Annotated in this window: 24 protein-coding genes and 7 tRNA genes; 16 read left to right on the top strand and 15 right to left on the bottom strand. The window is 74.0% G+C overall.

The genetic code is table 11. The features are described from left to right. Window positions 1-136 precede the first annotated feature (136 nt). From ACZ51S_RS24200 to ACZ51S_RS24190, 3 genes are all read left to right on the top strand, one after another. A complete protein-coding gene (locus ACZ51S_RS24200) occupies window positions 137-2,341 on the top strand; it encodes an elongation factor G-like protein EF-G2 (protein WP_468476345.1) in 2,205 nt (734 codons plus the stop codon). Window positions 2,342-2,584: 243 nt separating this feature from the next. Continuing rightward, window positions 2,585-4,267: a hypothetical protein gene (locus tag ACZ51S_RS24195; protein WP_468476346.1), complete on the top strand. Its 1,683-nt coding sequence runs from the start codon at window positions 2,585-2,587 to the stop codon at window positions 4,265-4,267. Window positions 4,268-4,358: 91 nt separating this feature from the next. After that, on the top strand, window positions 4,359-4,763 hold the full coding sequence (locus tag ACZ51S_RS24190) for a DnaJ family domain-containing protein (RefSeq protein WP_468476347.1): 405 nt from the start codon (window positions 4,359-4,361) through the stop codon (window positions 4,761-4,763). Window positions 4,764-4,796: 33 nt separating this feature from the next. Here the strand turns inward: ACZ51S_RS24190 and ACZ51S_RS24185 are convergent, their stop codons facing one another. Beyond that, window positions 4,797-5,345: an HIT family protein gene (locus ACZ51S_RS24185; protein ID WP_388944400.1), complete on the bottom strand. Its 549-nt coding sequence runs from the start codon at window positions 5,343-5,345 to the stop codon at window positions 4,797-4,799. A 90-nt stretch (window positions 5,346-5,435) separates the two neighbouring features. Continuing rightward, window positions 5,436-7,412, bottom strand: coding sequence for a threonine--tRNA ligase (gene thrS / locus ACZ51S_RS24180; RefSeq protein WP_468803358.1), 1,977 nt, complete (start codon window positions 7,410-7,412; stop codon window positions 5,436-5,438). Between the two features lie 195 nt (window positions 7,413-7,607). Here thrS and ACZ51S_RS24175 point away from each other — a divergent pair, with 195 nt between their 5' ends. Then, window positions 7,608-8,075, top strand: coding sequence for a GNAT family N-acetyltransferase (locus ACZ51S_RS24175; RefSeq protein WP_468476349.1), 468 nt, complete (start codon window positions 7,608-7,610; stop codon window positions 8,073-8,075). Between the two features lie 80 nt (window positions 8,076-8,155). Beyond that, entirely contained in the window at window positions 8,156-8,833 is a 678-nt protein-coding gene (locus ACZ51S_RS24170) for a hypothetical protein (protein ID WP_468476350.1), read from the top strand. 57 nt (window positions 8,834-8,890) lie between these two features. Here the strand turns inward: ACZ51S_RS24170 and ACZ51S_RS24165 are convergent, their stop codons facing one another. The 3 genes from ACZ51S_RS24165 to ACZ51S_RS24155 form a co-directional block, all read right to left on the bottom strand. After that, window positions 8,891-9,598 carry an SDR family NAD(P)-dependent oxidoreductase gene (locus tag ACZ51S_RS24165; RefSeq protein WP_468803357.1) on the bottom strand — a complete coding sequence of 236 codons (708 nt, stop codon included), beginning with the start codon at window positions 9,596-9,598 and terminating at the stop codon, window positions 8,891-8,893. A 233-nt stretch (window positions 9,599-9,831) separates the two neighbouring features. Beyond that, window positions 9,832-11,040 carry a hypothetical protein gene (locus tag ACZ51S_RS24160; protein WP_468886633.1) on the bottom strand — a complete coding sequence of 403 codons (1,209 nt, stop codon included), beginning with the start codon at window positions 11,038-11,040 and terminating at the stop codon, window positions 9,832-9,834. Further along, window positions 11,040-11,618, bottom strand: coding sequence for a DUF4365 domain-containing protein (locus tag ACZ51S_RS24155; RefSeq protein ID WP_468476353.1), 579 nt, complete (start codon window positions 11,616-11,618; stop codon window positions 11,040-11,042). The genes ACZ51S_RS24160 and ACZ51S_RS24155 overlap by 1 nt, the downstream gene beginning before the upstream one ends. Window positions 11,619-11,839: 221 nt before the next feature. Here ACZ51S_RS24155 and ACZ51S_RS24150 point away from each other — a divergent pair, with 221 nt between their 5' ends. Next, the gene (locus ACZ51S_RS24150) at window positions 11,840-12,565 is read left to right on the top strand and encodes a 3'-5' exonuclease (protein WP_388944380.1); all 726 of its coding nucleotides are present in this window, start codon (window positions 11,840-11,842) and stop codon (window positions 12,563-12,565) included. A gap of 98 nt (window positions 12,566-12,663) precedes the next feature. Here ACZ51S_RS24150 and ACZ51S_RS24145 read toward each other — a convergent pair. Next, window positions 12,664-12,735: transfer RNA gene (locus ACZ51S_RS24145), tRNA-Val, on the bottom strand. A gap of 38 nt (window positions 12,736-12,773) precedes the next feature. Further along, window positions 12,774-13,247, bottom strand: a complete 474-nt coding sequence (locus ACZ51S_RS24140; RefSeq protein ID WP_388944377.1) for an SRPBCC family protein — start codon at window positions 13,245-13,247, stop codon at window positions 12,774-12,776. Between the two features lie 116 nt (window positions 13,248-13,363). On the opposite strand from ACZ51S_RS24140, the gene ACZ51S_RS24135 reads away from it, so the two are divergent. Continuing rightward, window positions 13,364-15,700, top strand: coding sequence for an SCO7613 C-terminal domain-containing membrane protein (locus ACZ51S_RS24135; protein WP_468961946.1), 2,337 nt, complete (start codon window positions 13,364-13,366; stop codon window positions 15,698-15,700). Between the two features lie 68 nt (window positions 15,701-15,768). Here ACZ51S_RS24135 and ACZ51S_RS24130 read toward each other — a convergent pair. Together ACZ51S_RS24130 and ACZ51S_RS24125 are read right to left on the bottom strand one after the other, a co-directional pair. Continuing rightward, window positions 15,769-15,840: transfer RNA gene (locus ACZ51S_RS24130), tRNA-Val, on the bottom strand. A 69-nt stretch (window positions 15,841-15,909) separates the two neighbouring features. Continuing rightward, the gene (locus ACZ51S_RS24125; protein ID WP_468476355.1) at window positions 15,910-16,347 is read right to left on the bottom strand and encodes a TIGR02611 family protein; all 438 of its coding nucleotides are present in this window, start codon (window positions 16,345-16,347) and stop codon (window positions 15,910-15,912) included. A 177-nt stretch (window positions 16,348-16,524) separates the two neighbouring features. Here ACZ51S_RS24125 and ACZ51S_RS24120 point away from each other — a divergent pair, with 177 nt between their 5' ends. Together ACZ51S_RS24120 and ACZ51S_RS24115 are read left to right on the top strand one after the other, a co-directional pair. Beyond that, the gene (locus tag ACZ51S_RS24120) at window positions 16,525-16,938 is read left to right on the top strand and encodes an SsgA family sporulation/cell division regulator (RefSeq protein ID WP_030011909.1); all 414 of its coding nucleotides are present in this window, start codon (window positions 16,525-16,527) and stop codon (window positions 16,936-16,938) included. A gap of 210 nt (window positions 16,939-17,148) precedes the next feature. Next, window positions 17,149-17,775, top strand: coding sequence for a CGNR zinc finger domain-containing protein (locus ACZ51S_RS24115; RefSeq protein WP_468476356.1), 627 nt, complete (start codon window positions 17,149-17,151; stop codon window positions 17,773-17,775). Here ACZ51S_RS24115 and ACZ51S_RS24110 read toward each other — a convergent pair. After that, window positions 17,716-17,916, bottom strand: coding sequence for a hypothetical protein (locus tag ACZ51S_RS24110; RefSeq protein ID WP_468961978.1), 201 nt, complete (start codon window positions 17,914-17,916; stop codon window positions 17,716-17,718). The genes ACZ51S_RS24115 and ACZ51S_RS24110 overlap by 60 nt on opposite strands. Window positions 17,917-18,240: 324 nt before the next feature. On the opposite strand from ACZ51S_RS24110, the gene ACZ51S_RS24105 reads away from it, so the two are divergent. Beyond that, a complete protein-coding gene (locus tag ACZ51S_RS24105) occupies window positions 18,241-18,915 on the top strand; it encodes a dioxygenase family protein (protein ID WP_468961943.1) in 675 nt (224 codons plus the stop codon). Between the two features lie 9 nt (window positions 18,916-18,924). Here the strand turns inward: ACZ51S_RS24105 and ACZ51S_RS24100 are convergent, their stop codons facing one another. Then, window positions 18,925-19,356 (bottom strand): hypothetical protein, encoded by a 432-nt coding sequence (locus ACZ51S_RS24100; protein WP_468961976.1) that lies wholly within the window; start codon window positions 19,354-19,356, stop codon window positions 18,925-18,927. Window positions 19,357-19,519: 163 nt separating this feature from the next. Between ACZ51S_RS24100 and ACZ51S_RS24095 the strand changes: the two genes are divergently transcribed. Further along, complete coding sequence (locus ACZ51S_RS24095; RefSeq protein WP_468803353.1) at window positions 19,520-20,023, top strand: DsbA family protein; 504 nt, start codon at window positions 19,520-19,522, stop codon at window positions 20,021-20,023. On the opposite strand, the gene ACZ51S_RS24090 is transcribed toward ACZ51S_RS24095, so the two are convergent. The 4 genes from ACZ51S_RS24090 to ACZ51S_RS24075 all read right to left on the bottom strand — a co-directional run bounded on the left by ACZ51S_RS24090 (window position 20,020) and on the right by ACZ51S_RS24075 (window position 23,498). Continuing rightward, complete coding sequence (locus tag ACZ51S_RS24090; protein WP_468961941.1) at window positions 20,020-20,673, bottom strand: hypothetical protein; 654 nt, start codon at window positions 20,671-20,673, stop codon at window positions 20,020-20,022. The two genes, ACZ51S_RS24095 and ACZ51S_RS24090, sit on opposite strands and share 4 nt — an antisense overlap. A 10-nt stretch (window positions 20,674-20,683) precedes the next feature. Then, on the bottom strand, window positions 20,684-21,508 hold the full coding sequence (locus ACZ51S_RS24085) for a GNAT family N-acetyltransferase (RefSeq protein WP_468961939.1): 825 nt from the start codon (window positions 21,506-21,508) through the stop codon (window positions 20,684-20,686). Window positions 21,509-21,582: 74 nt separating this feature from the next. Beyond that, a complete protein-coding gene (locus tag ACZ51S_RS24080; protein WP_468476363.1) occupies window positions 21,583-22,404 on the bottom strand; it encodes an aminotransferase class IV in 822 nt (273 codons plus the stop codon). After that, window positions 22,401-23,498, bottom strand: a complete 1,098-nt coding sequence (locus ACZ51S_RS24075) for a chorismate-binding protein (RefSeq protein WP_468961937.1) — start codon at window positions 23,496-23,498, stop codon at window positions 22,401-22,403. Before ACZ51S_RS24075 ends, ACZ51S_RS24080 begins: the two co-directional genes overlap by 4 nt. Window positions 23,499-23,679: 181 nt before the next feature. Between ACZ51S_RS24075 and ACZ51S_RS24070 the strand changes: the two genes are divergently transcribed. The 5 genes from ACZ51S_RS24070 (at window position 23,680) to ACZ51S_RS24050 (ending at window position 24,182) form a co-directional block, all read left to right on the top strand. Next, a tRNA-Gly gene (locus ACZ51S_RS24070) sits at window positions 23,680-23,752 on the top strand. A gap of 40 nt (window positions 23,753-23,792) precedes the next feature. Next, window positions 23,793-23,866: transfer RNA gene (locus tag ACZ51S_RS24065), tRNA-Cys, on the top strand. Window position 23,867: 1 nt separating this feature from the next. Beyond that, a tRNA-Val gene (locus ACZ51S_RS24060) sits at window positions 23,868-23,939 on the top strand. Window positions 23,940-23,974: 35 nt separating this feature from the next. Continuing rightward, window positions 23,975-24,046, top strand: a tRNA-Val gene (locus tag ACZ51S_RS24055). A gap of 64 nt (window positions 24,047-24,110) precedes the next feature. Then, a tRNA-Val gene (locus ACZ51S_RS24050) sits at window positions 24,111-24,182 on the top strand. The last annotated feature ends 37 nt before the right edge of the window (window positions 24,183-24,219 follow it).

The following is a 24,219-nucleotide window of genomic DNA, read 5'->3' as shown; positions in this document are numbered from 1 at the left end:
GCGGCGGGCCCGTGTCACCCGCCCGCCGCGCGGGCGGCCGTGGCCGGTACCACGTATGGACGCGGTGTGACGGCAGTGCAAAGCTCGAAGGACCCCGATCACCCTCCTCACCGCGACACCAGGAGGCACGAGCGCCATGGGAGCCACATCACACCAAGCCGGAGCCGCCGGCAGGGCACTGACGGCCGACCGCCCCGATTCCGTACGGAACGTCGTGCTGGTCGGCCACAGCGGCGCGGGGAAGACGACCCTGGTCGAGGCCCTGGCCCTGACGGCGGGGGCCGTGAACCGGGCAGGACGGGTCGAGGACGGCACCACGGTCTCGGACCACGACGAGATCGAGCACCGCCGCCAGCGCTCCGTACAGCTGTCCCTGGTCCCCGTCGAATGGGCCGGAATCAAGATCAACATCCTGGACACCCCCGGATACGCCGACTTCGTCGGGGAACTCAGGGCCGGTCTGCGCGCCGCGGACGCGGCCCTCTTCGTCGTCTCCGCCTCCGACGGGATCGACGGGGCCACCCGGATGGTCTGGGACGAATGCGAGGCCGTCGGCATGCCGCGCGCCATCGTCGTCACCCATTTGGAGGCAGCCCGCGCCGATTACTCCCAGATGACCACCGTCTGCGGGGAGATCTTCGGCGCCGACGACCCGGACGCCGTCATCCCGCTCTACCTCCCGCTGCACGGACCGGCCGGACCGGACGGCCACTCCCCCGTCAACGGCCTCCTGGGACTGCTCTCCCGGCGCGTGTACGACTACACCTCCGGCGAGCGCGCCGAGCGCGACCCGGACCCCGCCGAGCTCGCCCTCATCGACGAAGCCCGCTCCCGCCTCATCGAGGGGATCATCGCCGAGAGCGAGGACGAGACCCTCATGGACCGCTACCTCGGCGGTGAGGACATCGACGTCAAGACCCTGATCGACGATCTGGAGCGGGCCGTCGCCCGGGGCACCTTCCACCCCGTCCTGATGGCCGCCCCGGCGGCCGACGGCGCCCGCCAGGGCCTGGGCACCGTGGAACTCCTCGAACTGATCACGGGCGGCTTCCCCACGCCCGCGGAACGCGCCCCGCTCGGCGTCACCGCCCCCGACGGCTCCCCGCGCCCCGACGTCACCTGCGACCCGGCCGGGCCGCTCCTCGCCGAGGTCGTCAAGACCTCCTCCGACCCCTACGTCGGCCGCGTCTCCCTGGTCCGCGTCTTCTCCGGCACCCTGCGCCCCGAGGAGACCGTCCACGTCTGCGGCCACGGCCCGGAGGACCGGGGCCACGAGGGCCGTGCCCTCCACGAAGCAGACGAGCGGATCGGCGCCCTCACCTCCCCCTTCGGCAAACAGCAGCGCACCCTCGCCGCCTGCATCGCGGGCGACCTGGCCTGCGTGGCCAAACTCACCCGCGCCGAGACCGGCGACACGCTCTCCGCCAAGGACGCCCCGCTCCTGATGGAGCCCTGGCCGATGCCCGACCCACTGCTCCCCCTCGCCGTCGAGGCCCACAGCAAGGCCGACGAGGACAAGCTCTCCCAGGGCCTCGCCCGCCTGGTCGCCGAGGACCCCACCCTGCGGCTGGAACAGAACCCGCACACCCACCAACTCGTCCTGTGGTGCCTGGGCGAGGCCCACCAGGACCTCGTGCTGGAGCGGCTGAAGACCCGCTACGGGGTCCGGGTCGACCCCGTCCCCCACAAGGTCAGCCTGCGCGAAACCTTCGGCGCCAAGGCAGCCGGGCGGGGCCGGCACGTCAAACAGTCCGGCGGCCACGGCCAGTACGCCATCTGCGAGATCGAGGTCGAACCGCTCCCGCCCGGCAGCGGCATCGAGTTCGTCGACAAGGTCGTCGGCGGCGCGGTGCCCCGCCAGTTCATCCCCTCCGTGGAGAAGGGCGTACGCGCCCAGGCCGCCCGCGGCGTCGCGGCCGGCTATCCGCTGGTCGACGTACGCGTCATCCTGCGCGACGGCAAGGCGCACTCGGTGGACTCCTCCGACGCCGCCTTCCAGACGGCGGGCGCCCTCGCCCTGCGCGAAGCCGCCGCCGACATCCCGATCCACCTGCTGGAGCCCGTCGCCGAACTCGACGTCGAGGTGCCCGACGAGTACGTAGGCCCGGTCATGAACGACCTCGCCGGCCGCCGCGGCCGCGTCGTCGGCACCGAACAGGCCGGCCCCGGCCGGTCCCGGGTGCGGGCCGAGATCCCCGAGATCGAGATCGGCCGCTACGCCGTGGACCTGCGCTCCGTGTCCCACGGCACGGGCCGCTTCAGCCGCGCGTACGCCCGGCACGAGCCCATGCCGCCCCATCTCGCGGACAAGGTTCGCGAACAGGCAGAGAAGGGAAGTTAGTTGACATAGCGCCCGGACGCCGCCCACCCAACCCGCTTGCGGTGGGCGGTATTTCCCTGTCCCATGACCATGGGGACGAGTACGCCTATAGGCTCTTCGCCGCGACGGAGAGCACAACGGACCACAACAGAGCGCGACACGCCGCGAAAGCGGCACGGCAGCACGGCAGTACGGCACGACCGGAACGACTAGTACGACGGCACCACGGGCAAAGAGCACAGTGGCACGGCGATGGGGGCAGCGGTGGCGGACGACGGTTTCGACTTCAGGCCCGGAGCACAGATTCCTCTGCAGGGGGGCGGCGGCCAGACCGCGGCGACCAACGCGCTCGCCTCCGCCGCGTACCGCGACGGCGGCAGGGACACCGCCCTGTCCTCCATACTCGGGGCGAACAGCGAGAACCACCCGGCCTCGGTCAAGCCGCCCAGGATCTCCCTCTTCGAACCCAACCTCGGCGAGGCCTTCTGCCGCGCCGTCGAGGCCCGCACCCTCGGGGCCGGCCGCAAGCCGCTCATCCAGTCCTTCGGCGCCGACCCCCAGACCGTGGTCGAGCACTGCCTGGCCGCCTCCCGGATCCGCAAGGAACGCGACCGCAAGCTGCGCCTGATCACGCTGGTCAGCGGAGTGGCGTTCCTGCCCGGGCTGCTGCTGTGGCTCGGCCTCTTCCAGCTCCGCAGGACCCTGTCCGGCGGCGAGGGCAAGAAGAGCGGCTGGATCGGCACCGCCCTGCTGGTCGGGGTGGTCCTCTTCGGCGCGGTGCTGCTCTACCGGGTGGTGTACCGCCAGCCCGGCAGCGGCCTGCTGGAGCTCTACCTGCTCGGCGCGCTCGTCGCCCCCGTCCTCGGCTGGTACCTGGCCCGACGGATCTGCGAGACCACCGCCGCCGACCTGCGCTCCCGCTGGGACGGCCTGCTCGGGGGCGGCGCACCCGTCGCCGCCAAGATCCCGGAGGCGGTCCCGGGCAACCCCGACGAGAAGGCCCGCGAGGACCTGCGCCGGCAGCTGGCGAAACTGACCGCGGAGGACCGCAGCAACTCGGTCTTCTACGCCGGCCCCAAGGGCATCCTCGGCATGGGCACCCGCTGGGGCAGCTGGCAGATGGCCGAGGAGCTGACCCCGAAGGTGGACGGGCGCGACATCCACCCCTTCCGCAGCTGGGACGTCATACGCGCGATCGACACCGAGCTGCGCAAGCTGGAGCGCGGCCCGCTGCACACCGGCGGCTTCCCGCCCGCCTCGATCCAGCACTGGATCGTCACCCCCGTCGGCGAGGGCGCCGCCGAAGTGGCCCGGCCGAGCGGCGAGGACGTCGACACCTTCCTGGTCAAGCCGCACGAGATCACCCGGATCTGCAACGAGCAGCAGTTCAGCGCCGGCAACCGGCACTACCTCGGCATCCAGTACCCGCTCTGGGACGGCCAGCTCGTCATCACGATGCTGGTCACGGTCACCGTCCTCTACAAGACCCTGCGCGTGGACGTCACCGCGCACGCCCTCGGCCCCGTCCACGGCCTGTTCACCACCAAGTCCAAGGCCCCCGTGGTCGAGGTCCCCAAGTCGATCCGCTTCTGGGAGACCGTGGAGCGCCCGCTGCCGCTGGTGGACACCATGGAAGTCGTACGCCTGGCCGTGCGCGCCCCCCTGACCTGGTACCCGCCGCTGCTGGAGTACTTCGGCGGCAAGCTGGTCCTGCCCGAGCCCTTCGGCCTGCGGCACGTGTGGGCGAGCTCCATGTGGCGCCACCGCTTCATGGCGGACGACGCCCTGCGCACCGTGGCCCCGGTCCTGCGGTCGGTGCACCGGGCGACCTTCAGGGTGCTGGAGGAGAACGGCGTGGACACCTCGGCCTTCACCAACCGCTCCTCGATCATGAACGGCCTCGTCCAGGAGCCCGCCCCGCGGAAGGCGGACGTCTACGACGCCTAGGCCCTGTCGTCAAAGTAGCGCCGGTCAGGCGGGACTTTGACGACAGGGCCTAGGTAGGCTGGAGGAGCCGCAGCCGCCGGGAGGAAGCACCGTGACCGAGCGCAAACCGCCAGGAGTCAGCTTCGAGTCCTTCGTGGACCGGCAGATCAGAGAGGCCGCCGACCGGGGCGAGTTCGAGAAACTGCCGGGCTGGGGCAAGCCGCTGTCCTCGCTGGACGCCCCGTACGACGAGATGTGGTGGATCAAGCAGAAGCTGCACCGCGAGGGCTTCTCCACGCTGCCGCCCGCGCTGGCCCTGCGCAAGGAGGCCGAGGACGCCCGGGAGGCCGCCCTGGCGGCCGGCACGGAGCGGCGGGCCAGGGCGATCCTGACGGAAGTCAACGAGAAGATCCGCACGGCCCTGCGCCGGCCGCCGCCGGGCCCGCCGCTCGGCCTCGCCGAGTTCGACGTCGAGGCCGTCCTGGCGGAGCGGCGGTCCGGCCGTACGGAGGGTTAGGCCGCCGTCCCGCGCTGCCGGCCCCGCCTCGGACTAGTCGTTCGGCCAGGCGTCGGCGAGCATCTGGCGGGTGTCCGCGAGGAGTTGCGGCAGCACCTTGGTGTGCCCGACGACCGGCATGAAGTTCGTGTCCCCGCCCCAGCGGGGCACGATGTGCTGGTGCAGGTGAGCGGCGATGCCGGCGCCCGCCGCCGAGCCCTGGTTCATGCCGATGTTGAAGCCGTGCGCCCCGGAGGCCTTGCGCAGCGCGACCATGGCCCGCTTGGTCAGGTCCGCCAGCTCCGCCGTCTCCGGCGCGTCGAGCTCCGTGTAGTCGGCGACGTGGCGGTAAGGGACGACCATCAGGTGGCCGCCGTTGTAGGGGTAGAGGTTCAGCACGGCGTAGACGTGCTTGCCCCGCGCCACGACCAGGCCCTCCGTGTCGGACATCTCCGGAATCCCGCAGAAGGGACAGCCGTCCCCGGCTTCCGGGCCGGTCGGCTTGTTCTCGCCCTGGATGTAGGCCATCCGGTGGGGCGTCCACAGACGCTGGAACGCGTCCTGCGTGCCCACACCGATCTGCTGCTCCGGCTCAATCGTCATAGGCGCAGCATATGACCTCGTCCGGACGGACGAGCGGGGCCCCCGGAAAGTGATCCCTTTCCGGGGGCCCCGCTCTCGCATCGGTCCGGGTCAGACCTGGACGCGGTCGGCGACGACCTTGGCCAGCTTGGCCAGCGCCTCGTCCTTCGGGATGCCGTTCTCCTGCGAGCCGTCGCGGTAGCGGAAGGAGACGGTGCCCGCGGCCATGTCCTCGTCACCGACGATGATCATGAACGGGACCTTGAGCTTCTGGTGGTTGCGGATCTTCTTCTGCATGCGGTCCGAGGAGGCGTCGACCTCGACCCGCAGGCCCTGCTTCTTCGCCGCCGCGGCGAACTCCTGCAGGTACTCCACGTGCCCGTCGCCGATCGGGATGCCGACCGCCTGGACGGGGGCCAGCCACGGCGGCATGGCGCCCGCGTAGTGCTCCAGCAGCACCGCGAAGAACCGCTCGATGGAGCCGAACAGCGCGCGGTGGATCATGACCGGGCGCTGGCGGGAGCCGTCCGGGCCGGTGTACTCCAGGTCGAAGCGCTCCGGCAGGTTGAAGTCCAGCTGGACGGTCGACATCTGCCAGGTGCGGCCGATGGCGTCGCGCGCCTGCACGGAGATCTTCGGGCCGTAGAAGGCCGCGCCGCCCGGGTCGGGGGTCAGCGGGAGGCCCTGCTTCTCGGCGACCTGCTGGAGGACCGCGGTGGCCTCCTCCCAGACCTCGTCCGAGCCGACGAACTTCTCCGGGTCCTTGGTCGACAGCTCCAGGTAGAAGTCGGTCAGACCGTAGTCGCGCAGCAGGTTCAGCACGAAGGTGAGCGTGCGGTCGAGTTCCTCGGCCATCTGCTCGCGGGTGCAGTAGATGTGCGCGTCGTCCTGGGTGAAGCCACGGGCGCGGGTCAGGCCGTGGACCACGCCCGACTTCTCGTACCGGTACACGGTGCCGAACTCGAACAGGCGCAGCGGCAGCTCACGGTAGGAGCGCCCGCGCGCGTCGAAGATCAGGTTGTGCATCGGGCAGTTCATCGGCTTGAGGTAGTAGTCGGTACCACCGTCGAGCTGCATGGGGGGGTACATGCCCTCCGCGTACCAGTCCAGGTGGCCGCTCTTCTCGAAGAGGGCGCCCTTGGTGGCGTGCGGGGAGTAGACGAACTCGTAGCCCTCCTCCTCGTGCCGGCGGCGCGAGTAGTCCTCCATGACCCGGCGGATGATGCCGCCTCGCGGGTGGAAGACGGCCAGGCCGGAGCCGATCTCGTCCGGGATGGAGAAGAGGTCGAGCTCGTTGCCGAGCTTGCGGTGGTCGCGCTTCTCGGCCTCGGCGAGGAAGTCGAGGTGGGCCTTCAGCTCCTCCTTCGAGGGCCAGGCGGTGCCGTAGATGCGCTGGAGCATCGGGTTCTTCTCGCTGCCGCGCCAGTAGGCGGCCGCGTTGCGCATCAGCTTGAACGCCGGGATGTTGCGGGTGGTGGGCAGGTGGGGACCGCGGCAGAGGTCCTTCCAGCACAGCTCGCCGGTCTTGGCGTCCAGGTTGTCGTAGATGGTCAGCTCGCCGCCGCCCACCTCGACGTTCGCGCCGTCGTCGGTCGACGCGGAGCCCTTGATGCCGATGAGCTCCAGCTTGTACGGCTCGTCCGCGAGTTCCTCGCGGGCCGCCTCGTCGGAGACCACGCGGCGGGCGAACCGCTGGCCGCGCTTCTGGATCTCCTGCATCTTCTTCTCGATGGTCTTCAGGTCCTCGGGGGTGAAGGGCCTGGCGACGTCGAAGTCGTAGTAGAAGCCGTCGCGGACCGGCGGGCCGATGCCCAGCTTGGCCTCGGGGAAGAGCTCCTGCACGGCCTGCGCCATGACGTGCGCGGTCGAGTGGCGCAGGATGTTGAGGCCGTCCTCGGAGGAGATCTCCACCGGCTCGACGGTCTCGCCGTCCCGCACCTCGTACGAGAGGTCCTTCAGCTCACCGGCGATGCGCGCGGCGACGATGGTGCGCTCGCCGGCGAAGAGCTCCGCCGCCGTAGTGCCCGTGGCCACCACGCGCTCGTCCCGCTCGGAATCGCGTTGGATGATCACACGGACGTCTGACACCGGTCTCTCCTGACTCAGGGGGCACGCGGGCGAACGCCGCGCGCCTGAATCGTACCGAGCCGAGCGGCCGCGCCGCGAAACGGTTAAACCCCGGGGCCCCGGGCGGGTCCGGGCCGGTCCGGAAACCCCGGGCGTGCCCGGCGCGGCGCGGGTAGCGTGGGCCGTTCCCGTCCGAGCCCCCGAAGGGACACCCGCATGCCGCAGCTCCGCCCGCTGGACCTCACCGACGACGCGACGGCGGCCGCCGTGCACGCGGTGGGCCTGGCCGCCTACGCGGTGGAGGCGGAGCTGATCGGCTTCGACGGCATCCCCGCGCTCCGCGAGGGCCTGGAGGCGATGCGGGCGCGGCCGTTGCGCTGGCTGGGCGCGGTCACCGCGGACGGCGCGGTCGCGGGCTTCCTCGCCTGGGAGGAGACACCGGACGGCGTGTCCGTCGACCGGCTGTGCGTGGACCCGGCCCGGTTCCGCCGGGGCATCGCCTCACTGCTGGTGCGCCACGCCCTCGCGGAGCTCTTCCCGGGCCGCCCCGTCGAGGTCTCCACCGGCGCGGACAACGCCCCGGCGGTCGCCCTCTACGAACGCCTCGGCTTCACCCGGGGCGCGGACTTCACCCCCGTCCCCGGCCTGCGGATGGCCTCCTTCACCCTGCGCGGCACCGCGTAGCGGCCGGCCCGGGGAACCGGCCGGCGGCCGGGTACGTCACAGGGGCGCCCGAAGCGGGAACCGAGCCGGATCGAGGAACCATGCGCCGTACCGCCGTCACGCTCGCCTGTCTCGCCGCCGCGCTGCTCAGCGGCTGCTCGGCCGCCGGCGGTTCCGGCCCGGCGGCCGAGCCGCCCGCGCCGCCGTCCCTGGAGGGGGCACCGGCCTGCCCCGGGCACGACCGGGCCGGGCCCGGCGCCCCGCCCACCACCGTCGACGGCACGCCCGCGAACACCCCCGAGGCCGCACGCCTGTCGCAGGCCGTCGCCGCGCAGGGGTACGGCGCCTTCGCCGACGTGTACGGCACCCACGTCACCGACCGCCCGGCCGGGCGGGTCGCGGTGTGCGTCACCGACCTCTCCCGGGGCCGCCGGCTGCTGGAAGCCGCCGGGAAGGCCGACCCCTCCGCCGACCCCGGCCGCGCGGACCTCTACCTGAGCCGCTACACCCACCGCGCGCTCGTCACCGCCGTGGAGCGGCTCACCGCCGACCAGGGGCGGCCCGCCTTCCCCCTCTACAGCTTCTCGCCCGCCGCCGACGCCTCCGGGGTGGTGGCGACGAGCACCGCCGAGGGAGCCGCCTCGAAGGACCTGAAGGCCCGCCTGGAGCAGATCACCGAAGGTGTCCCGGTCACGGTGGAAAGGGGCGACCCGGCCACGCCCCTCGGGGGCGACAAGCTCCGGAGGGCCGGGGACACGGCATCACCGGTCGCTCCGTAGGGTCCGTCGCCCCCCGACGGGGGCGCGGGGCCTCCACGGCGGGACCACCGGATGCCGCTACCAGGGCAGGGGTTCGCCGTTCCGGAAGAAGCCGCCGGTGGGTCCGGAGTCGGGCAGGGTGGCGGCCCGGACGATGCCGGCGGCGCCCTCGCCGACGGGGCCGCCGCCCGGGCCGCCCATGTCGGTGGCGACCCACCCCGGACAGACGGCGTTGACCAGGATCCCCTCGGCGCGCAGCTCGTCGGCGAGCTTGCGGGTCAGGGCGTTCAGAGCGGCCTTCGAAACCCCGTAGGCGGGGGTGCCGCCGGACATGAGCTCCAGGGATCCGGATTCGCTGGAGACGTTCACCACGCGGGCGCGCGGCGAACGGCGCAGCAGCGGCAGGAACGCCCGCACGGTCCGCCAGGCGCCGAAGAGGTTGGTCTCCAGGGTGTGGCGGACCTCGTCGAGGTCGGCGGAGACGGCTCGCCGGGAGGTGTCGTAGTTGATGGCCGCGTTGTTGACGAGGACGTCGAGGCGCCCGAACTCCTCCTCCACGCGCCGGGCGAGGGCACGGACCTCGTCGGCGTCGGTCACGTCCAGCCGGCACGGCAGCAGCCTGCCGGGCAGTCCCGGGGCCAGACCGGCGACGGCCCGTGCGGCGTCCTGCGGACGGCGGGCGGACAGCAGGACGGTGTGACCGAGTCCGGCGAGCCGGCGCGCGGTCTCGCGGCCGATGCCCCTGTTGCCGCCCGTGACCAGCGATATCGGTGCGGCGGTGCTCATGCTCTTCCCCCTTGCGCGGACGATCCGTACGGCGAGCACGCTATGGCTCGCGCCGCGCGAGGGGATCGGGCCGAAGACGCAGACGGGGCCCGGCCTTGGACGTAGTCCCCACGGACCGTCACGGCGCAGGCGCGGTCCGGCCATCCGGTACGGCAGGACCGCCGCGGTCCTCACCGGACCCCGCCTCGCCGCCGTCCTCACCAGGTCGGCGAGGCGATCCGAGGGGGAACGCCCTAGTCGCCGTCCGACGGCAGCACCTCGTCGGCGTCGAGGGACGCGTCCAGGGACTTCATCAGCCGGTCCCGCTCCATCTCGTCCAGCGGCACGGGCGTCACCTCCGACGCCCCCGCCAGCCTGCGGAAGCCGCCCCGGCGGGAGAGCCGGCCGCTGACCCGGACCGGCAGCCCGGCCAGGTGGGCGTGGACCGCGGTGCGGTACCCCTCCTCGTCGAGGGCGGCCCGGACGTACGGGACCTCCGCGCCCGACAGCACCCGCAGCCGGACGGTCCCCCCGCCGCGCGACGCCGAGCGCCGCATCCGGACCACGGCCCCCGCGATCCGGACGGCGACGGCCGGCTCGGCCCGGGTGTAGCGGGCGGCGGCCTCGCGCAGCACCGGCAGGTCGCCCGGCGAGAACTCCACCGGCTCGGGCCGCGCCGCGCACCCGGCCGGAACCCCCGCCGCGGGAGCCCAGGCCAGTGTGATCCGGGCCCCTTCCGAACCCCGTACGAGGGCGATCAGCGCCTCGGCGAGCTCCCGGCTGACCCCCGCGGCCACCGCGGCGTCGAAGGCCTCCATGCCGCCGGTCGCCCTCCGGTAGTCCACCGCCTCACGGGCCGCGTGCAGCGCGTGGTGCAGCCGCGTCACCGCCCCGCGCCCCCCGGCCACCGGGACGTACGCGGCGAGCCTGCGCCCGCCGGGGGCGGGCCCCACCAGCACCCCGTCGAGGAAGCGTTCGGCCTGCGCGCGGTGGCGGGCGCCGTAGTAACCGGCGCGGGCCCGGTCGGCGAGGGCCCCGGCCAGCAGCAGCCGGCGGGCGGCCGAGCGCAGCCGCTCCTGCGCGGGCCAGGCGGCCTCGCCCTGGAGCCCGTACGGCCCCGGCGGGACCTCCCGCTCCCAGCGGACCTCGTCGCTGGGCACGCTCAGCCCGAAGAGCACCTCCCGCGCGGAGGGCACCCCGCTGCGGGAGAGCGCGGTCAGGGCCTCTTCCAGGAGGTCCGCGCAGTCGGGGAAGGTCCGGTTCTCGGGGACGAGCAGGCTGGTCCCGGCCCGGTCCGGCGGGGTCCAGCGCCCGTAGCGGCCCGCCGCTCCGCCGCGCCTCAGCCAGCCGTGGCGGTGCAGCAGCGCCCCGAGGACCTGGGGGTCGACCTGCCCCGGATCGGGAGTGCCCGGGGCGGGCCGCGGGCGGGGCAGGGGTTCGAGGTGCGGCGGGTACCGGTCCATCAGGGTGTCCCTCCCGACCCGACGCGGGTCATGATCTCGCACAGCGCCCGGTCGTCGAAGATCCGCCCGGTCGGGATCCGTACGGTGGTGCGGCGCCTGCCGGTGACGGGGTGCCCGGCGAGGTTGGTCCAGTAGCAGCAGTGCCGCAGGTCGAGCCGGTCGTGCCCGGCGCTCAGCCAGAGTTCCCGCTCCCGCGGGACGAGCATCACCACGAGGATCTTGTGGACGGCGACCGGCGTCCGCGCCAGCTTCACCAGGTGCTCGTTGTCGAGGGTGAAGCCGAAGCTGGTCCCGGTGGGGCGGGGCGGTACCTGGTAGGTCGCCTTCAGCTGCACCTTGATGGTCACCTCGTCGTCGACGACGTGCTCGGGCGCGCCGTGGCTCACGTGCCAGTCGATGCCGTTGTCCGGAAAGGGCTGGGAGAGCGAGCAGCCGGCCGCGGCGGCGACGGCGTGGAGGTAGCCCACCTGGAGGGTCTCCATGCAGGCGGTGGTGGCGAGTGTGCCGCGCAGCGGTCCGGTCGGCGGATCGCCCTGTCCGTGCGGTACCCCGCCCGGTTCGGGCTGCGTGAGCGCCATGGCCGGCTCCCCATGCCTTCCGGCTCTGCCGTGAACGGGTGAGGGGGTGACGGGTGGTCACGCGCACGACCCCCCGCAGAAGTTGTCTCCGCAGCCGGGTGCCGCCAAACGGCGTACGGGGCGAAAAGGCCGGGTATCACGGATTCGGCGGGGGTCGGCGCGCTCCGTGGGCGGAGGTGCCCGGTGCGGCCCATCTGCCCACCGGGATCGAGGAGTTCGTCATGACGCGCTGGTACGAGGGGCCGTTGGCCGCTTTCGACACGGAGACCACCGGGGTGGACGTCGAGCAGGACCGGATCGTGTCCGCCGCGCTCGTCGTGCAGGAGTGTGCGGGCGGCCGGGTCCGCTCCACCCGGTGGCTGGTCAATCCCGGCGTTCCGGTGCCGCCGGGAGCGACGGAGGTGCACGGCCTGACGGACGAGCACCTCCAGCGCAACGGCCGCTGGCCGGCGCCGGTGGTGGAGGAGATAGCCCGCGCGCTGGGCGAGCAGCAGGCGGCGGGGCGGCCGGTGGTGGTGATGAACGCGCCGTTCGATCTGACGCTGCTGGACCGGGAGTTGCGCCGGCACCGGGCGTCCTCGCTGGCGCGGTACCTGGACAACAGGCCGCTGACGGTGCTGGATCCGCGGGTCCTGGACAAGCACCTGGACCGCTACCGCAAGGGCCGCCGCACGCTGACGGACCTGTGCGCGCACTACGGGATAGACCTGGAGGGGGCGCACGACGCCTCGGTGGACGCGCAGGCGGCGCTGGAGGTCGTACGGGCGGTCGGGCGCAGGTTCGCGGCGCGGCTGGAGCGGCTGAGCCCGGCGGAGCTGCACACCCTGCAGGCGGTGTGGCACGCGGCGCAGGCGCGGGGGCTCCAGGCGTGGTACGCCCGGCAGGGAACTCCGGAGGCGGTGGATCCGCACTGGCCGCTGCGTCCGGACCTGCCGCAGGCCGCCTGAGCCGCAGGCCACAGGCCGCCCGACGGGTTCCGGAGCTCCGGAACGGCCCCGGACATGCGGAAGGCCGGTCCGTCATCAGACGGACCGGCCTGTCCCGGTGGGCGATACTGGGATCGAACCAGTGACCCCTTCGGTGTGAACGAAGTGCTCTCCCGCTGAGCTAATCGCCCGGGAACGCACTGAACAATACAAGAGCCCCGGGGCCGGATCAAACCGCTTCCGGCGGAGCGGCCAGCCGGGCCCGCAGGCCGCGCCGCCCGGCCCGCATCATCAGTGCGTGGTTGAGCCGGAACAGCGGCCGGCCGGCGAGCGCGAACCGCCGCAGCGGGGCGGCCCGCACCTCGACCTCCTGCTCGTAGACCGCCCGCGTGCGGAGGGCTCCGGCCGCGCCCCGGGGGCGTACGGTCCACCGCGCCCAGCCCTCGATGTCCCCGCGCAGCGCCGCTTCGAGGACCCCGCGCCCGGGGTCGTGGAGGAGTTCGGTGAGGGTGACGCGGATCCCGTACGGGAGGACCGAGCGGATCAGGACGTTCCCGGTACGGGCGTCGATCCGCTCGACCCGGCGGATCTGGGGCCACCAGTCGGGGTAGCCCGCGGGGTCGGCCAGCAGGGAGTAGACGAGCGCGGGCGGGGCGTCGAGGTCCCACACGCTGCGGAAGCGGTAGTGCGTCCAGCGGGGCATGGCTCCAGTGTGGCCCGGCGGGCGCCGGTGCGGGGCGGTTCCCGAGTAGGTACTCAGCGGTGATCTGAGTAGGCACGCCCATGTCCTGATGGCGTGACGGGCGCCACACTCCGGCTATGGACTCCCCCCTGCCGCCGGCCCAGGAGCTGGCGCTCATCGACGGTGAGCTGGCCCAACTGGACACCCGGCGGCTGTACTTGCTGGCCCGCCGGGACTGGCTGCTGCGCGTGCTGGCCCAGTCGGTGCCGCAGGCGCACCCGCAGTTCCCGCCGTCCGCGCCGGCCGGGGCACCGAAGCCGAGCGCCCAGAACGTGCTGCTGGCGCTCGGCGCGGTGCTGCTCGCCGTCGCGGCGCTGGCGTTCACCCTCGTCAGCTGGGGCTCCCTGGGCATCGGCGGGCGCTCCGCGGTGCTGGCGGCCGTGACGGCGGCGGCGCTCGCGGCGCCCGCCGCGCTGCTGCGGCGCGGGCTGCGGTCGACGGCCGAGGCGGTCGCCGGGGTGGGGCTGCTGCTGACGGTGCTGGACGCGTACGCGGTGCACGCGGTCGGGCTGCCGGACGCCGACGGCGTCGCGTACGCGGCCTGGGCGGCGGCCGTGCTGGCGGGCCTCTGGGCCGGGTACGGGGCGGCCCTGAGGGGACTGCGGCTGCCGGCGCTCGCCGCGGTGGGCGCGGCGCAGCTGCCGTTGCCGCTGGCGGCGGCCGCGGCGGGGGCGGACCCGCTGGGGGCCGGCGCGGCGCTGCTGGCGACGGCGGCGCTGGACGCGGGCCTGGCGGTGCTGGTGGCCCGCCGGGCGGTAAGGGTGCCCGCGTGGGTGTGCTCGGGGGTCCTGGGCGGGGCGGCGCTGGCGCTGGGGCTGGCGCTGTCCCTGGCGCGGGTCGGGGCGGCCGGTCCGGCGCTGCTGCTGGCGGCGGGGGGCGTGCTGGGCGTGGCGGTGGCCTGGCGCGAGCCGCGGGCTTCGGCGGCCGCCCTGGTGGGGGGTCTGGCGGCGGTGTCGGCGGCGGGGGCGCTGGTGCCGGCCGGGGCGGGCTCCGTGTGGTGGGCGGTGGCGGCGCGGGTGGCGGCGGCGCTCGCCCTGTCGGCGGCGGCGGTGCGGGCGGGGGCCGTCCCGGAGCCGGTGCGGCGGGGGCTGCTGCGTGCGGGCGCGGGGGTGGCCGCCGCGGGGGCGCTGGCCGGGCTGTCGGCGGTGGCGGTGGTGCTGGTGGCGCGGGCCGGGGTGCTGCGCGAGGTGTGGGCCGGGACGACCCCGCACCCGGCGGGGCCCGGGGCGGCGCTCGCGGTGGCGCTGCTGCTCGCGGCGGGCGCGCTGTGGCTGCCGGGCGGGGTGCTGCCGCGGCCGGTGGCCGGGGCGTCGGCGGTGGTGTGCGGCTGGGCGGGGCTGTTCGCGGCGCCGCTGCTGCCGGGCCCGCCGGCCGGGGCGGTGTTCGCCGCGCAGCTCGCGGTGACGGCGGCGGCCGGGGTGGCGGCTTCGCGGGTCGCGGCACGGCCGGGGGCGCGGGCCGTCGGGTGGGCCGCGGCGGGCTGCGCGGCCCTCGGGGCCCTGAACCTGTCCCTGGCCTCCCTGGACGGCCGTACGGCCACCTTCGCGGTGTTCGGCCTGCTGGGCGCCGGCTGCGCCCTGGGGGCGGCTCACAGGGCCGCGCCGGTGCCCGTACGGGCGTGCTTCGCGGTGGGCGCGGTCGGGTACGCGGCGGCGCTGGTGCTGGCGCTGGGCGCGGTGGCGGGCCTGGGCTGGCCCTGGCGGGCGGTGGCGGTCCTGGCGGTCCCGGCCCTGGTGGCGGCCCTGGCGCCCCGGCTGGGCCCGGTCCGGGTCCCGGCCGAGGCGGCGGCGGCCGGGGTGCCGGCGGTGGCGGTGGCGCTCGCGGCGGGGGACGCGCCGGTGCTGGCGCTGGTGCTGGGGCTGGCCGGGGTGATCTGCGCGGGGGTGGCCCTGCGCCAAGAGCGGCGGGCGGCCGCCCTGGCGGCGGGGGCCCTGTTCGTGGCGGCCGCGTGGGTGCGGCTGGCGGCGTCGGGGGTGACGGTGCCGGAGGCGTACACGCTGCCGGTGTCGGTGCCCGCGCTGGCGGTGGGGCTGCTGCGCCGCCGCCGGGATCCGGGGGCCTCGTCCTGGTCCTCGTACGGGCCGGGGCTGGCGGTGACGCTGCTGCCGAGCCTGGTGGCCGCCTGGGGCGACGTGCACTGGCAGCGTCCGCTGCTGCTGGGCGCGGCGGCGCTGGGGGTGACCCTGGCGGGGGCGCACCGCCGGCTGCGGGCGCCGCTGCTGCTGGGCGGCGCGACGCTGGCGGCGGTGGCGCTGCACGAGCTGGCGCCGTACGTGGTGCAGGTGGCTGGCGTACTGCCGCGCTGGCTGCCGCCGGCACTGGCGGGCCTGCTGCTGCTGGTGACGGGGGCGACGTACGAGAAGCGGCTGCGGGACGCGCGCAGGCTGCGGGAGGCGTTCGGGCGGCTGCGCTGAGGGCGGCGCGCGGCCGGGTACGACAGAGGCCCGGAGACTCTTCCGAGTCTCCGGGCCTCTGCTCCGGGTGGGCGATACTGGGTTCGAACCAGTGACCCCTTCGGTGTGAACGAAGTGCTCTCCCACTGAGCTAATCGCCCGGACGCACCGCAAACATTACCGCATGTCAGCGGTGCTCCGTGACCGCCCCCGGGCCGGTGCGGACCGGTTCACTGGTCCTTGAGGTTCCACGGCAGGGTGAGGCCGTACTTCCACAGGTAGAAGCCGATCAGCGCGGCCGCGATGGTGAGGCCGGCGCTGGTGAGGATGACGTTGCGGCGCCGGACCTTCGGGTCGAGGGCCTTCTGCGCGGCTTCGGTGACCTTGCGCTTGGTCCAGCGCAGGGCGAGGGAGGCCCAGGCGAACTCGGTGGCCCAGATCGCGAGGCCGGCGAAGATCGCGACCCAGCCGGGGCCGGGCAGGACGAGCATGGCGACGCCCGCGCCGATGACGGCGAGGCCGACGATGAAGACGCCGACCTGCCAGCTCAGGTGCAGGCTGCGGTTGGCCTTGATGAAGGCGGGCGCCTTCGACTCGTGCGCCGGCTCTTCGGCGGTCGGCTCGCCGCTGGCGGATTCGTTGGTTCCGCGGTCACTCCCCGTATTCATGGCACCGAATCTACCGGAGCCGGAAGCACACGCGCATACCGGTTTGGATCCGCCGTCCGAGGGACCCAGAGGTCCGCAAAACGGTCAGAGGGGTTTACAACGGCACCGTAGGTGGCATGTCGATTTCGCCGACGTGCGAATCCCCGAGCGCACACTGAGCGAAAGGCCCTGGCGCTTATGAACACCACGGTCAGCTGCGAGCTGCACCTGCGCCTCGTTGTGTCGAGCGAGTCCTCACTGCCTGTTCCCGCGGGCCTGCGGTATGACACGGCCGATCCCTACGCCGTGCACGCCACCTTCCACACCGGCGCCGAGGAAACGGTCGAATGGGTGTTCGCCCGCGACCTCCTCGCGGAGGGCCTCCACCGGCCCACCGGTACCGGCGACGTCCGCGTCTGGCCGTCCCGCAGCCACGGTCAGGGCGTCGTCTGCATCGCCCTGAGCTCACCGGAGGGAGAAGCGCTGCTCGAGGCACCCGCCCGAGCCCTCGAGTCGTTCCTCAAGCGGACAGACGCCGCGGTCCCACCCGGGACCGAGCACCGGCACTTCGACCTCGACAAGGAGCTGTCGCACATCCTGGCCGAAAGCTGAGCCAGGCCCCCAGCCCCCCACCGTCCGACTCGGGGCGACGGTGCGGGACGGACAACCACATACGGCAGTGCCGGCGCTGTCCTCGCGGAAGCCACCCGCGGGGGCGGCGCCGGTGTGCTCGGGTACCTTTCCGGCGGTAGGCGCTATTGTCGGCCCCCAGCGGGCGGCAGCGGCCCGCCGCCGCAAGGCCCGGCCCCAGGGAGCGACCCCGTGCAGATCCCCCACGACACCCGTCGCGCGCTCGACGTCGTCGTCGCGCTGGTGAACACCGCGGCCGAGCCCGACCGGCCCGACCGGCTGTCCGACGTCCCGGCGCTGCGCGGCTTCGTCGAGGAGCACGCGATCAGCGACGTCGGCGAGCTGGGCGCGCGCGACCTCGCCGGGGTGCGGACGGTGCGGGGCAAGTTCGCCCAGGTCTTCGCGGCACCGAACTCCCGTGCGGCCGCCGCACTGATCAACGAGCTGGTGGCCACGGCCGGCACCACCCCCCGGCTGACCGACCACGACGGCTACGACTGGCACGTCCACTACTTCGCGCCCGGCGCCTCGGTCGGCGACCACCTGGCGGCCGACGGCGGCATGGCGCTGGCCTTCATCGTGGTCTCCGGCGAGCGGGAACGGCTGCGCCGCTGCGAGGCCCCGGACTGCCGACGCGCCTTCGTGGACCTCTCCCGCAACCGCTCCCGCCGCTACTGCGACAGCCGGACCTGCGGGAACCGGCTGCACGTGGCCGCGTACCGGGCCCGCCGCAAGGAGGCGGACGTCCACCCGGAGGTCTCAGATCAGATAGAGGTCGTGCAGGGCGGCGAGCAGCAGCAGGGTCCCGATCACCGCTAGGAAGATCATCAGCGGCGGCTGGGAGAGCGCGTAGAGACATCCGCGCCCTTCCGTCACGTCGGAGGCCGTGGACGCTGTGGGGGCCTCTGAGGCCGTCGCGGCCTTGGCGACGGTCGTGGCCCGCGAGGCCTTGGATGCCAGAGTGGCTGCGGCCCGGGCGATGGGGGCCTCGGAGGAGGGAGCCTGCGGCTCACCCTGCGATGTGTCGAGCATGTCGGGCCGATGATCGCGCAGCCCGCACCGGCCGGGCCCGCAACACGGGCGTGATCACCCCGGCGGTTCACCGTCTCTCGTCAGTTCAGGTGGTTGCCCGCGGCTTCTCCCCCGCGCGCCGCCCCCCATCCGCTACGAGGACCCGGTCGGCCGTGTGTCGGTCGCGGGCCCGGCCGCCGGTGTGCGGCACGGTGGCCGTGGTGGGCGGCCGTCCGCGCGCGACGGCCCCGGGCGCACGCGCGAGAGGCCTGCATGACCGACGAGGACACCTTCCCGACCAGCCGCCGGGCCCTCCTGCTGACCGCCGGGTCCGCCGGCATCGCCGCGCTGACCGCGGCCTGCGCCCGTCGGGACGCGCCCGGCAGGGCCGCGCCGACGGGCGCCGCCGCTCCGGACTGCGTCCTGGCCCTGACGTCGGGTGCGGGCCCGAACTACACCGGCCGGGGCCGGACCCGCTCGGACGTCACGGAGGGCCGCGCGGGCGTGCCGCTGCGGCTGGAGCTGACCGTGGTGGGCGTCAAGGACGGCTGCCGGCCGCTGGCGGGCGCCGCCGTCGACATCTGGCAGGCCGACGCGGCGGGCGAGTACTCGGAGGGCGAGGAGACGCACCTGCGCGGGATCCAGGTCACCGACGCCTCCGGCCGCTGCGCCTTCCGGACGATCGTGCCCGGCTGGTACGCGGGGCTGGCGCCGCACATCCACTTCAAGGTCCGCCCCGACGGGCGCTCCGAGACGACCTCGCAGTTCTTCCTGCCCGACGCCCTCCTGAGGGAGGTCTACGGACGGCAGCCGTACGCGCGCCGCAAGGCCCCCCGCGACCCCAACGCACACGACGACCGCTACCGGGCCGCCGCCGGGAAGATGACCCTCTCCCCCACCCCCGACGGCTCCGGCTACCGCGCCGCGTTCACCGTGGGCGTCCGCTAGGCGATCCCGTCAGATCCCGTGCTTCTTGAGGATCGCCTCGATGTCGGAGAAGTCGTCCGCCGGGGCCGCCGTCCGGGCCGGCCCGGCGTCCTGGCGGGCTCCCCTGCCCAGGGAGGGGGCGGAGGCGCCCGGGGCGACGGCCTTCCCGCCCGTGGGACCCTCGGCGGCCTTCGGGGCCCTGCCGAGGCTCCGGCGCTCCACCGCCCGGGTGGTCATGAAGAGCACCCAGGCCAGGCCCAGCAGGGCGAAGCCGATCCAGACGCTCGGCTTGAAGACCATCCCGGACACCCACTGCACGACGCCGGTCAGCACCAGCCCCACGGGCACCAGCGAGTAGGCCGTGATCCGAACGGCCGCGAGGAACCGCCTGCGGTACGCGGTCAGCGCGGCGATGCCCAGGCCCGCCGCGGACACCGCGGAACATATGGTCTCGGCCAGCATGCGGTCCTCCGGCGGTCTGCGGTGGGCGGTCTGTCCCTTCCATCCTGCACCGGCCCCCGCCGCCGCGGCCACGCCCCCGGCCCCTTCCGCGCCGATCTCCGGGACATCTCCGGGTCGGATCTCCTCCTCGGGGGTCCGGAAGGAGGTCTGGGAGACTGTCCGCATGACCGATTCCGTGATCCTCGAAGTCTGGTGCGAACTCCAGTGCCCGGACTGCCACAGCGCCCTGGACGACGTGCGCGCCCTGCGCGCCCGCTACGGCGACCGGCTGGACGTCCGGCTGCGGCACTTCCCGCTGGAGAAGCACAAGCACGCCTTCGCCGCCGCACAGGCCGCCGAGGAGGCCGCCGAGCAGGGGCAGGGCTGGCCGTACGCGGAGGCCGTGCTGGCCCGCACCGCCGAGCTGGGCGAGCGCGGCGAGGCCGTACTGCTGGACGTCGCGCGTGAACTCGGCCTGGACGTCGAGGAGTTCGACACCGCCCTGATCGACGGCCGGCACATCCTGATCGTGGACGCCGACCAGGCCGAGGGCAAGGCCATCGGCGTGACCGGCACCCCGACGTACGTGATCGGCGGCGAGCGCCTGGACGGCGGCAAGAGCCAGGAGGGCCTGCGCGCCCGCATCGAGGAGATCGCGGACCGGCTGCTCGCGGGCGAGAGCGCCTAAGGGCCGTCCACGGCCACGGCCGGCGCGACGGTGCTGCCCGCGCGGTCCGCCAGCCAGGCGGCGATCCGCCGGCGGTACTCGGGGTTGCCCCACGGGTTCTCGTAGCCGGCCGTCCACTCCAGGTGCCGCAGGACGTTCTCCGAGCGGTCCGGGTGGCGCACCGCGACCACGTCGACGCCGGCCTCGCCCGTGGAGCAGCCGACGAACACGCCGCCGTCGAGCGCCATCATCGCGAAGCCCGGATGGCCCGCGTACACGCCGAGGAACGCCGAATCCGCGCCCCGGCCCATGACGTCCCACCGCTCAAGGAGCCGGACGCGGGTCCAGAGCGAGGGGGGCGCCGTGCGGGAGCCCTCGTGCGCGTACCGCAGGGCGGCGCGATGCGTCCGGGTGCCCTGGGGGAGCTGGACGAGGAACTCGCGCCGGTGGTCGAAGAGGCCCGTGGAGACGGCGAGGTCGTACCAGTCCTCGTTGAGCCGCTGGACGAGGCGCGGGGTGCGGTACGGGTGGGAGAAGCCCCCCGTGAAGTCCTCGCCACGGTATCCGATGACGAACGGCATGACGCCGTCCGGCACCGCGTCCGGGATCACCTCGAGACCGGCCCGCCGCAGCGGCCGGTACACCTTGCGCTCGCGCTCCCTGGCCCCCATCGGGCACAGCCTAGATCAGCTCCTTGGCGTAGTGGAGGTCCGTGGGCCGGTAGCCGAGGGACTCGTACAGGCGCAGGGCGGGGGTGTTGCCCTTGAACACGTGCAGTGCGAGCAGCCGGTGGCCGGCGGCGATGGCCGTGCGCTCCGCGAGGAGCATCAGGCCCCGGCCGTATCCGTGGCCGCGGTGCTCCTCGGCGACGGCGACGTCGAAGACGTACGAGCCCTCCCCGGCCGGGGCCACCCAGACGTGGCCGACGGGGGTGCCGGCCGCCTCCAGGACGGCGAGCGAAACCCCCGGCGTGGCCGGTCCCTGCGGGAGCCGCGCGTCGTGGTCGGCCCGCGCCTTGGCCCGGGCGGCCTCCCGCGGCATCCCGCGGGCGACCCAGCTCGCCGCGTAGTCCGCGCGGGCCCGCGCGTCCCAGGCCTCGTACTCGGCGCCGGTCATCGGGCGGCCGGCGGTGCCTTCGGGGAGGGCGGGCGGCTCGGCGGGGAGTTCCTTGGCCATGTTCCGGCCCTGCTCGGTGTAGCCGAGGGCCGCGGCGAGCCGCAGCCCGCCCGGGGAGCCGGCCGGGACGCAGACCCGCACCCGCCGGCAGCCCCAGCCGCGGAGCACCTCCTCGGCGGCGAGCGCCGCGACCGTGGCGCGGCCGCGGCGGCGGTCCGGCGCGTCGATGGCCAGGTCCCGGATCTCCCCCACCGTCGGCCCGAAGGGCGTGTCGGCGGCGATCAGCAGCGCTCCGACGCGCCTGCTGTTGACGCGGACCTCGTACGGGCGTGAGCGCGCGCCGGAGCCGCTCTGCTGAAGCGGCCCGCTCGGCCGCAGGGTGGTGGTCATCGTCGATTCCTACCCGCCCCGCGCCGCCGTGACCAGGGGGCCCGCGCCGGAGGGGGCGCCGTGGCTCCTGGGGCCTACGGGTCGATGTCGGAGGCGGCGCGCTCGTCGAAGACGCGCATGGCCTTGGCGGTGACGGGTCCCGGTGCGGCGGTCAGGAGGCGCCCGTCGACCCGGTGCACGGCCTGTACGTCGCGCAGGGTGGAGGTCAGGAAGACCTCCTCGGCGCGTTCCAGGACGTCGAAGGGCAGGTCGGTCTCCTTCGCGCCGGTCCATTCGACGGCCAGGGCGCGGGTGATGCCGGCCAGGCAGCCCGAGGTCACGGGCGGGGTGTGCAGTTCCCCGTCGAGGACGACGAAGACGTTGGAGCCGGTGCCCTCGCAGAGCTGTCCGACGGTGTTCGCGAAGAGGGCCTCGGAGGCTCCCGCCCGGTTCGCCCGCGCCAGCGCGACCACGTTCTCCGCGTAGGAGGTGGTCTTGAGCCCGGTGAGCGGGGAGCGCTCGTTGCGGACCCACGGGACGGTGATCACCGCGGTGGTGTCGGGGCGGCGGGTGGTCTCGCCGACGGCGACGACGAGGGTGGGCCCGGTCTCGCCGCGGTCGGAGCCCAGCGGGGACAGTCCGCCCGTGTACGTGATCCGCAGCCGGCCGAGCGGCACGGGGTTGGCCTCCAGTACGGCGGCGCAGGCGCGGCGCACCTCGTCGAGGTCGGGGTCCGGCAGGCCCAGGCCGCGCGCCGAGCGGGTGAGCCGCTCCAGGTGGCGGGTGAGGGCGAAGAGGGTCCCTTGCTGGGCCTTGAGCGTCTCGAAGACCCCGTCGCCCACGGTCAGCCCGTGGTCCAGTACGGAAACCTTCGCGTCATCGGCGTCGCGCAGCGTGCCGTCGAGCCAGATCCTCACCGTACGGTTCCTCCACTCAGGTCGTGCGTCTCGTGTGCGGCCGGCGGCTCCGTGCCGGGTATCGGCCCGCCGGAGGCCAGGGCGACCAGCCGGGCGGCCTTCAGCTCGGTCTCGGCCCACTCCCGTTCGGGGTCCGAGCCCCAGGTGATCCCGGCGCCGGTGCCGAAGCTCAGGCGGGGGCCGCCGGGTGCCTCGCGGTCGATCCAGAAGGTGCGGATGCCCACGGCGAGCGCGGCGGTGCCACGGTCGGCGTCCACCCAGCCGATGCCCCCACAGTAGGGGCCGCGGGGGGCGGTCTCCAGCTCTTCGATGATCCGCAGGGCGGAGGATTTGGGGGCGCCGGTGACGGAGCCGGGCGGGAAGGTGGCCGAGAGCAGCTCGGGCCAGCCGGTGCCCTCGGCGAGTTCGCCGCTGACGGTGGAGACGAGGTGGACCAGGCCGGGGTGCTGCTCCAGGGCGCACAGCTCGGGGACGGTGACGGAGCCGGTGGAGCAGACGCGGCCGAGGTCGTTGCGTACGAGGTCCACGATCATCACGTTCTCGGCGTGGTCCTTGGGAAGCAGGTCGGCGGCGGTGCGGCCGGTTCCCTTGATGGGTCCGGACTCGACGTGGCGGCCGGCGCGGCTCAGGAAGAGCTCCGGGGAGGCGGTGGCGATCTCGACGCCGTGGGCCCTCAGCCGAATCGTTCCTGCGTAGGGGGCGGGGTTGCCGCGCGCGAGGAGGGCGGTCAGGGCGTCCACATCGGCCGCGGCCGGGTCCGGCAGGGGCGCGGACATCACCCGGCAGAGGTTGGCCTGGTAGACCTCCCCCGCCGCGATGTACTCGCGGATCCGGCGGACGCCCGCGACGTACGCGGAGCGGTCGAGGGAGGAGGACCACCGGTCGGCGGCCGGTCCGCGCCAGGCTCCGGGGACGGGCGCCGGTACGGGGTCGGGGCGTATGTCTCCGAAGCGTGCGCAGACCAGCCGGCCTTCGAAGTCTGCGGTCACCGCCCAGAACCCGGTGGAGTCGAGGGCGGAGGGGTCGCTGGTGACGTCTCGGAGGTCGGTCGCGAGAAGGCCGCCGAAGCGGGCCAGGGGAGGCAGGTCGTGCACGGCTGCGAGTCTATGACCGGTGGCGCGATGGCGCCGGTGGGGTGACCGACGGGTGACCTCCGGTGATCGGGTGGCAGCACGCTGCGGAAACGCGTTTTTGAGCTGGCCCGGGAATCCGCTAGAGTTCAACACGTCGCCAGGGAGCGAAGGGGAAGAACCCCGGAGCGGACACGGTGACACTGCGGACGTAGCTCAGTTGGTAGAGCACCACCTTGCCAAGGTGGATGTCGCGAGTTCGAGTCTCGTCGTCCGCTCTGAGTGGGGGATCTTCCCGAGAACCCCTGCGCACTCCGAGGTGGAGTGGCCGAGAGGCGAGGCAACGGCCTGCAAAGCCGTCTACACGGGTTCAAATCCCGTCTCCACCTCCAAGGACGATTAGCTCAGCGGGAGAGCGCTTCCCTGACACGGAAGAGGTCACTGGTTCAATCCCAGTATCGTCCACTGGTCCGCAAGGACCTTGATCCGCGAGGATCCCCGCGCGATTAGCTCAGCGGGAGAGCGCTTCCCTGACACGGAAGAGGTCACTGGTTCAATCCCAGTATCGCGCACGCAGAACGTGAGCACTCGACTGACTGCACACCTTGTTAGACCTGTGGTTCCGTACCGCAGCCCGCGCGATTAGCTCAGCGGGAGAGCGCTTCCCTGACACGGAAGAGGTCACTGGTTCAATCCCAGTATCGCGCACCGCACCGGAAGCCCCGGCCGTCACGACGGCCGGGGC

It is taken from the genome of Streptomyces sp. NPDC034043, from assembly GCF_055575675.1.
This window is presented reverse-complemented; position numbering and strand designations above follow the sequence as displayed.

Excerpts from the sequence above, each read along its gene's own strand:
- ACZ51S_RS24200 (WP_468476345.1), top strand. The coding sequence starts at position 137 with ATGGGAGCCACATCACACCAAGCCGGAGCCGCCGGCAGGGCACTGACG.
- ACZ51S_RS24185 (WP_388944400.1), bottom strand. The coding sequence starts at position 5,345 with ATGACGATTGAGCCGGAGCAGCAGATCGGTGTGGGCACGCAGGACGCG.
- ACZ51S_RS24175 (WP_468476349.1), top strand. The coding sequence starts at position 7,608 with ATGCCGCAGCTCCGCCCGCTGGACCTCACCGACGACGCGACGGCGGCC.
- ACZ51S_RS24170 (WP_468476350.1), top strand. The coding sequence starts at position 8,156 with ATGCGCCGTACCGCCGTCACGCTCGCCTGTCTCGCCGCCGCGCTGCTC.
- ACZ51S_RS24165 (WP_468803357.1), bottom strand. The coding sequence starts at position 9,598 with ATGAGCACCGCCGCACCGATATCGCTGGTCACGGGCGGCAACAGGGGC.
- ACZ51S_RS24160 (WP_468886633.1), bottom strand. The coding sequence starts at position 11,040 with ATGGACCGGTACCCGCCGCACCTCGAACCCCTGCCCCGCCCGCGGCCC.
- ACZ51S_RS24155 (WP_468476353.1), bottom strand. The coding sequence starts at position 11,618 with ATGGCGCTCACGCAGCCCGAACCGGGCGGGGTACCGCACGGACAGGGC.
- ACZ51S_RS24150 (WP_388944380.1), top strand. The coding sequence starts at position 11,840 with ATGACGCGCTGGTACGAGGGGCCGTTGGCCGCTTTCGACACGGAGACC.
- ACZ51S_RS24140 (WP_388944377.1), bottom strand. The coding sequence starts at position 13,247 with ATGCCCCGCTGGACGCACTACCGCTTCCGCAGCGTGTGGGACCTCGAC.
- ACZ51S_RS24135 (WP_468961946.1), top strand. The coding sequence starts at position 13,364 with ATGGACTCCCCCCTGCCGCCGGCCCAGGAGCTGGCGCTCATCGACGGT.
- ACZ51S_RS24125 (WP_468476355.1), bottom strand. The coding sequence starts at position 16,347 with ATGAATACGGGGAGTGACCGCGGAACCAACGAATCCGCCAGCGGCGAG.
- ACZ51S_RS24120 (WP_030011909.1), top strand. The coding sequence starts at position 16,525 with ATGAACACCACGGTCAGCTGCGAGCTGCACCTGCGCCTCGTTGTGTCG.
- ACZ51S_RS24105 (WP_468961943.1), top strand. The coding sequence starts at position 18,241 with ATGACCGACGAGGACACCTTCCCGACCAGCCGCCGGGCCCTCCTGCTG.
- ACZ51S_RS24100 (WP_468961976.1), bottom strand. The coding sequence starts at position 19,356 with ATGCTGGCCGAGACCATATGTTCCGCGGTGTCCGCGGCGGGCCTGGGC.
- ACZ51S_RS24095 (WP_468803353.1), top strand. The coding sequence starts at position 19,520 with ATGACCGATTCCGTGATCCTCGAAGTCTGGTGCGAACTCCAGTGCCCG.
- ACZ51S_RS24090 (WP_468961941.1), bottom strand. The coding sequence starts at position 20,673 with ATGGGGGCCAGGGAGCGCGAGCGCAAGGTGTACCGGCCGCTGCGGCGG.
- ACZ51S_RS24085 (WP_468961939.1), bottom strand. The coding sequence starts at position 21,508 with ATGACCACCACCCTGCGGCCGAGCGGGCCGCTTCAGCAGAGCGGCTCC.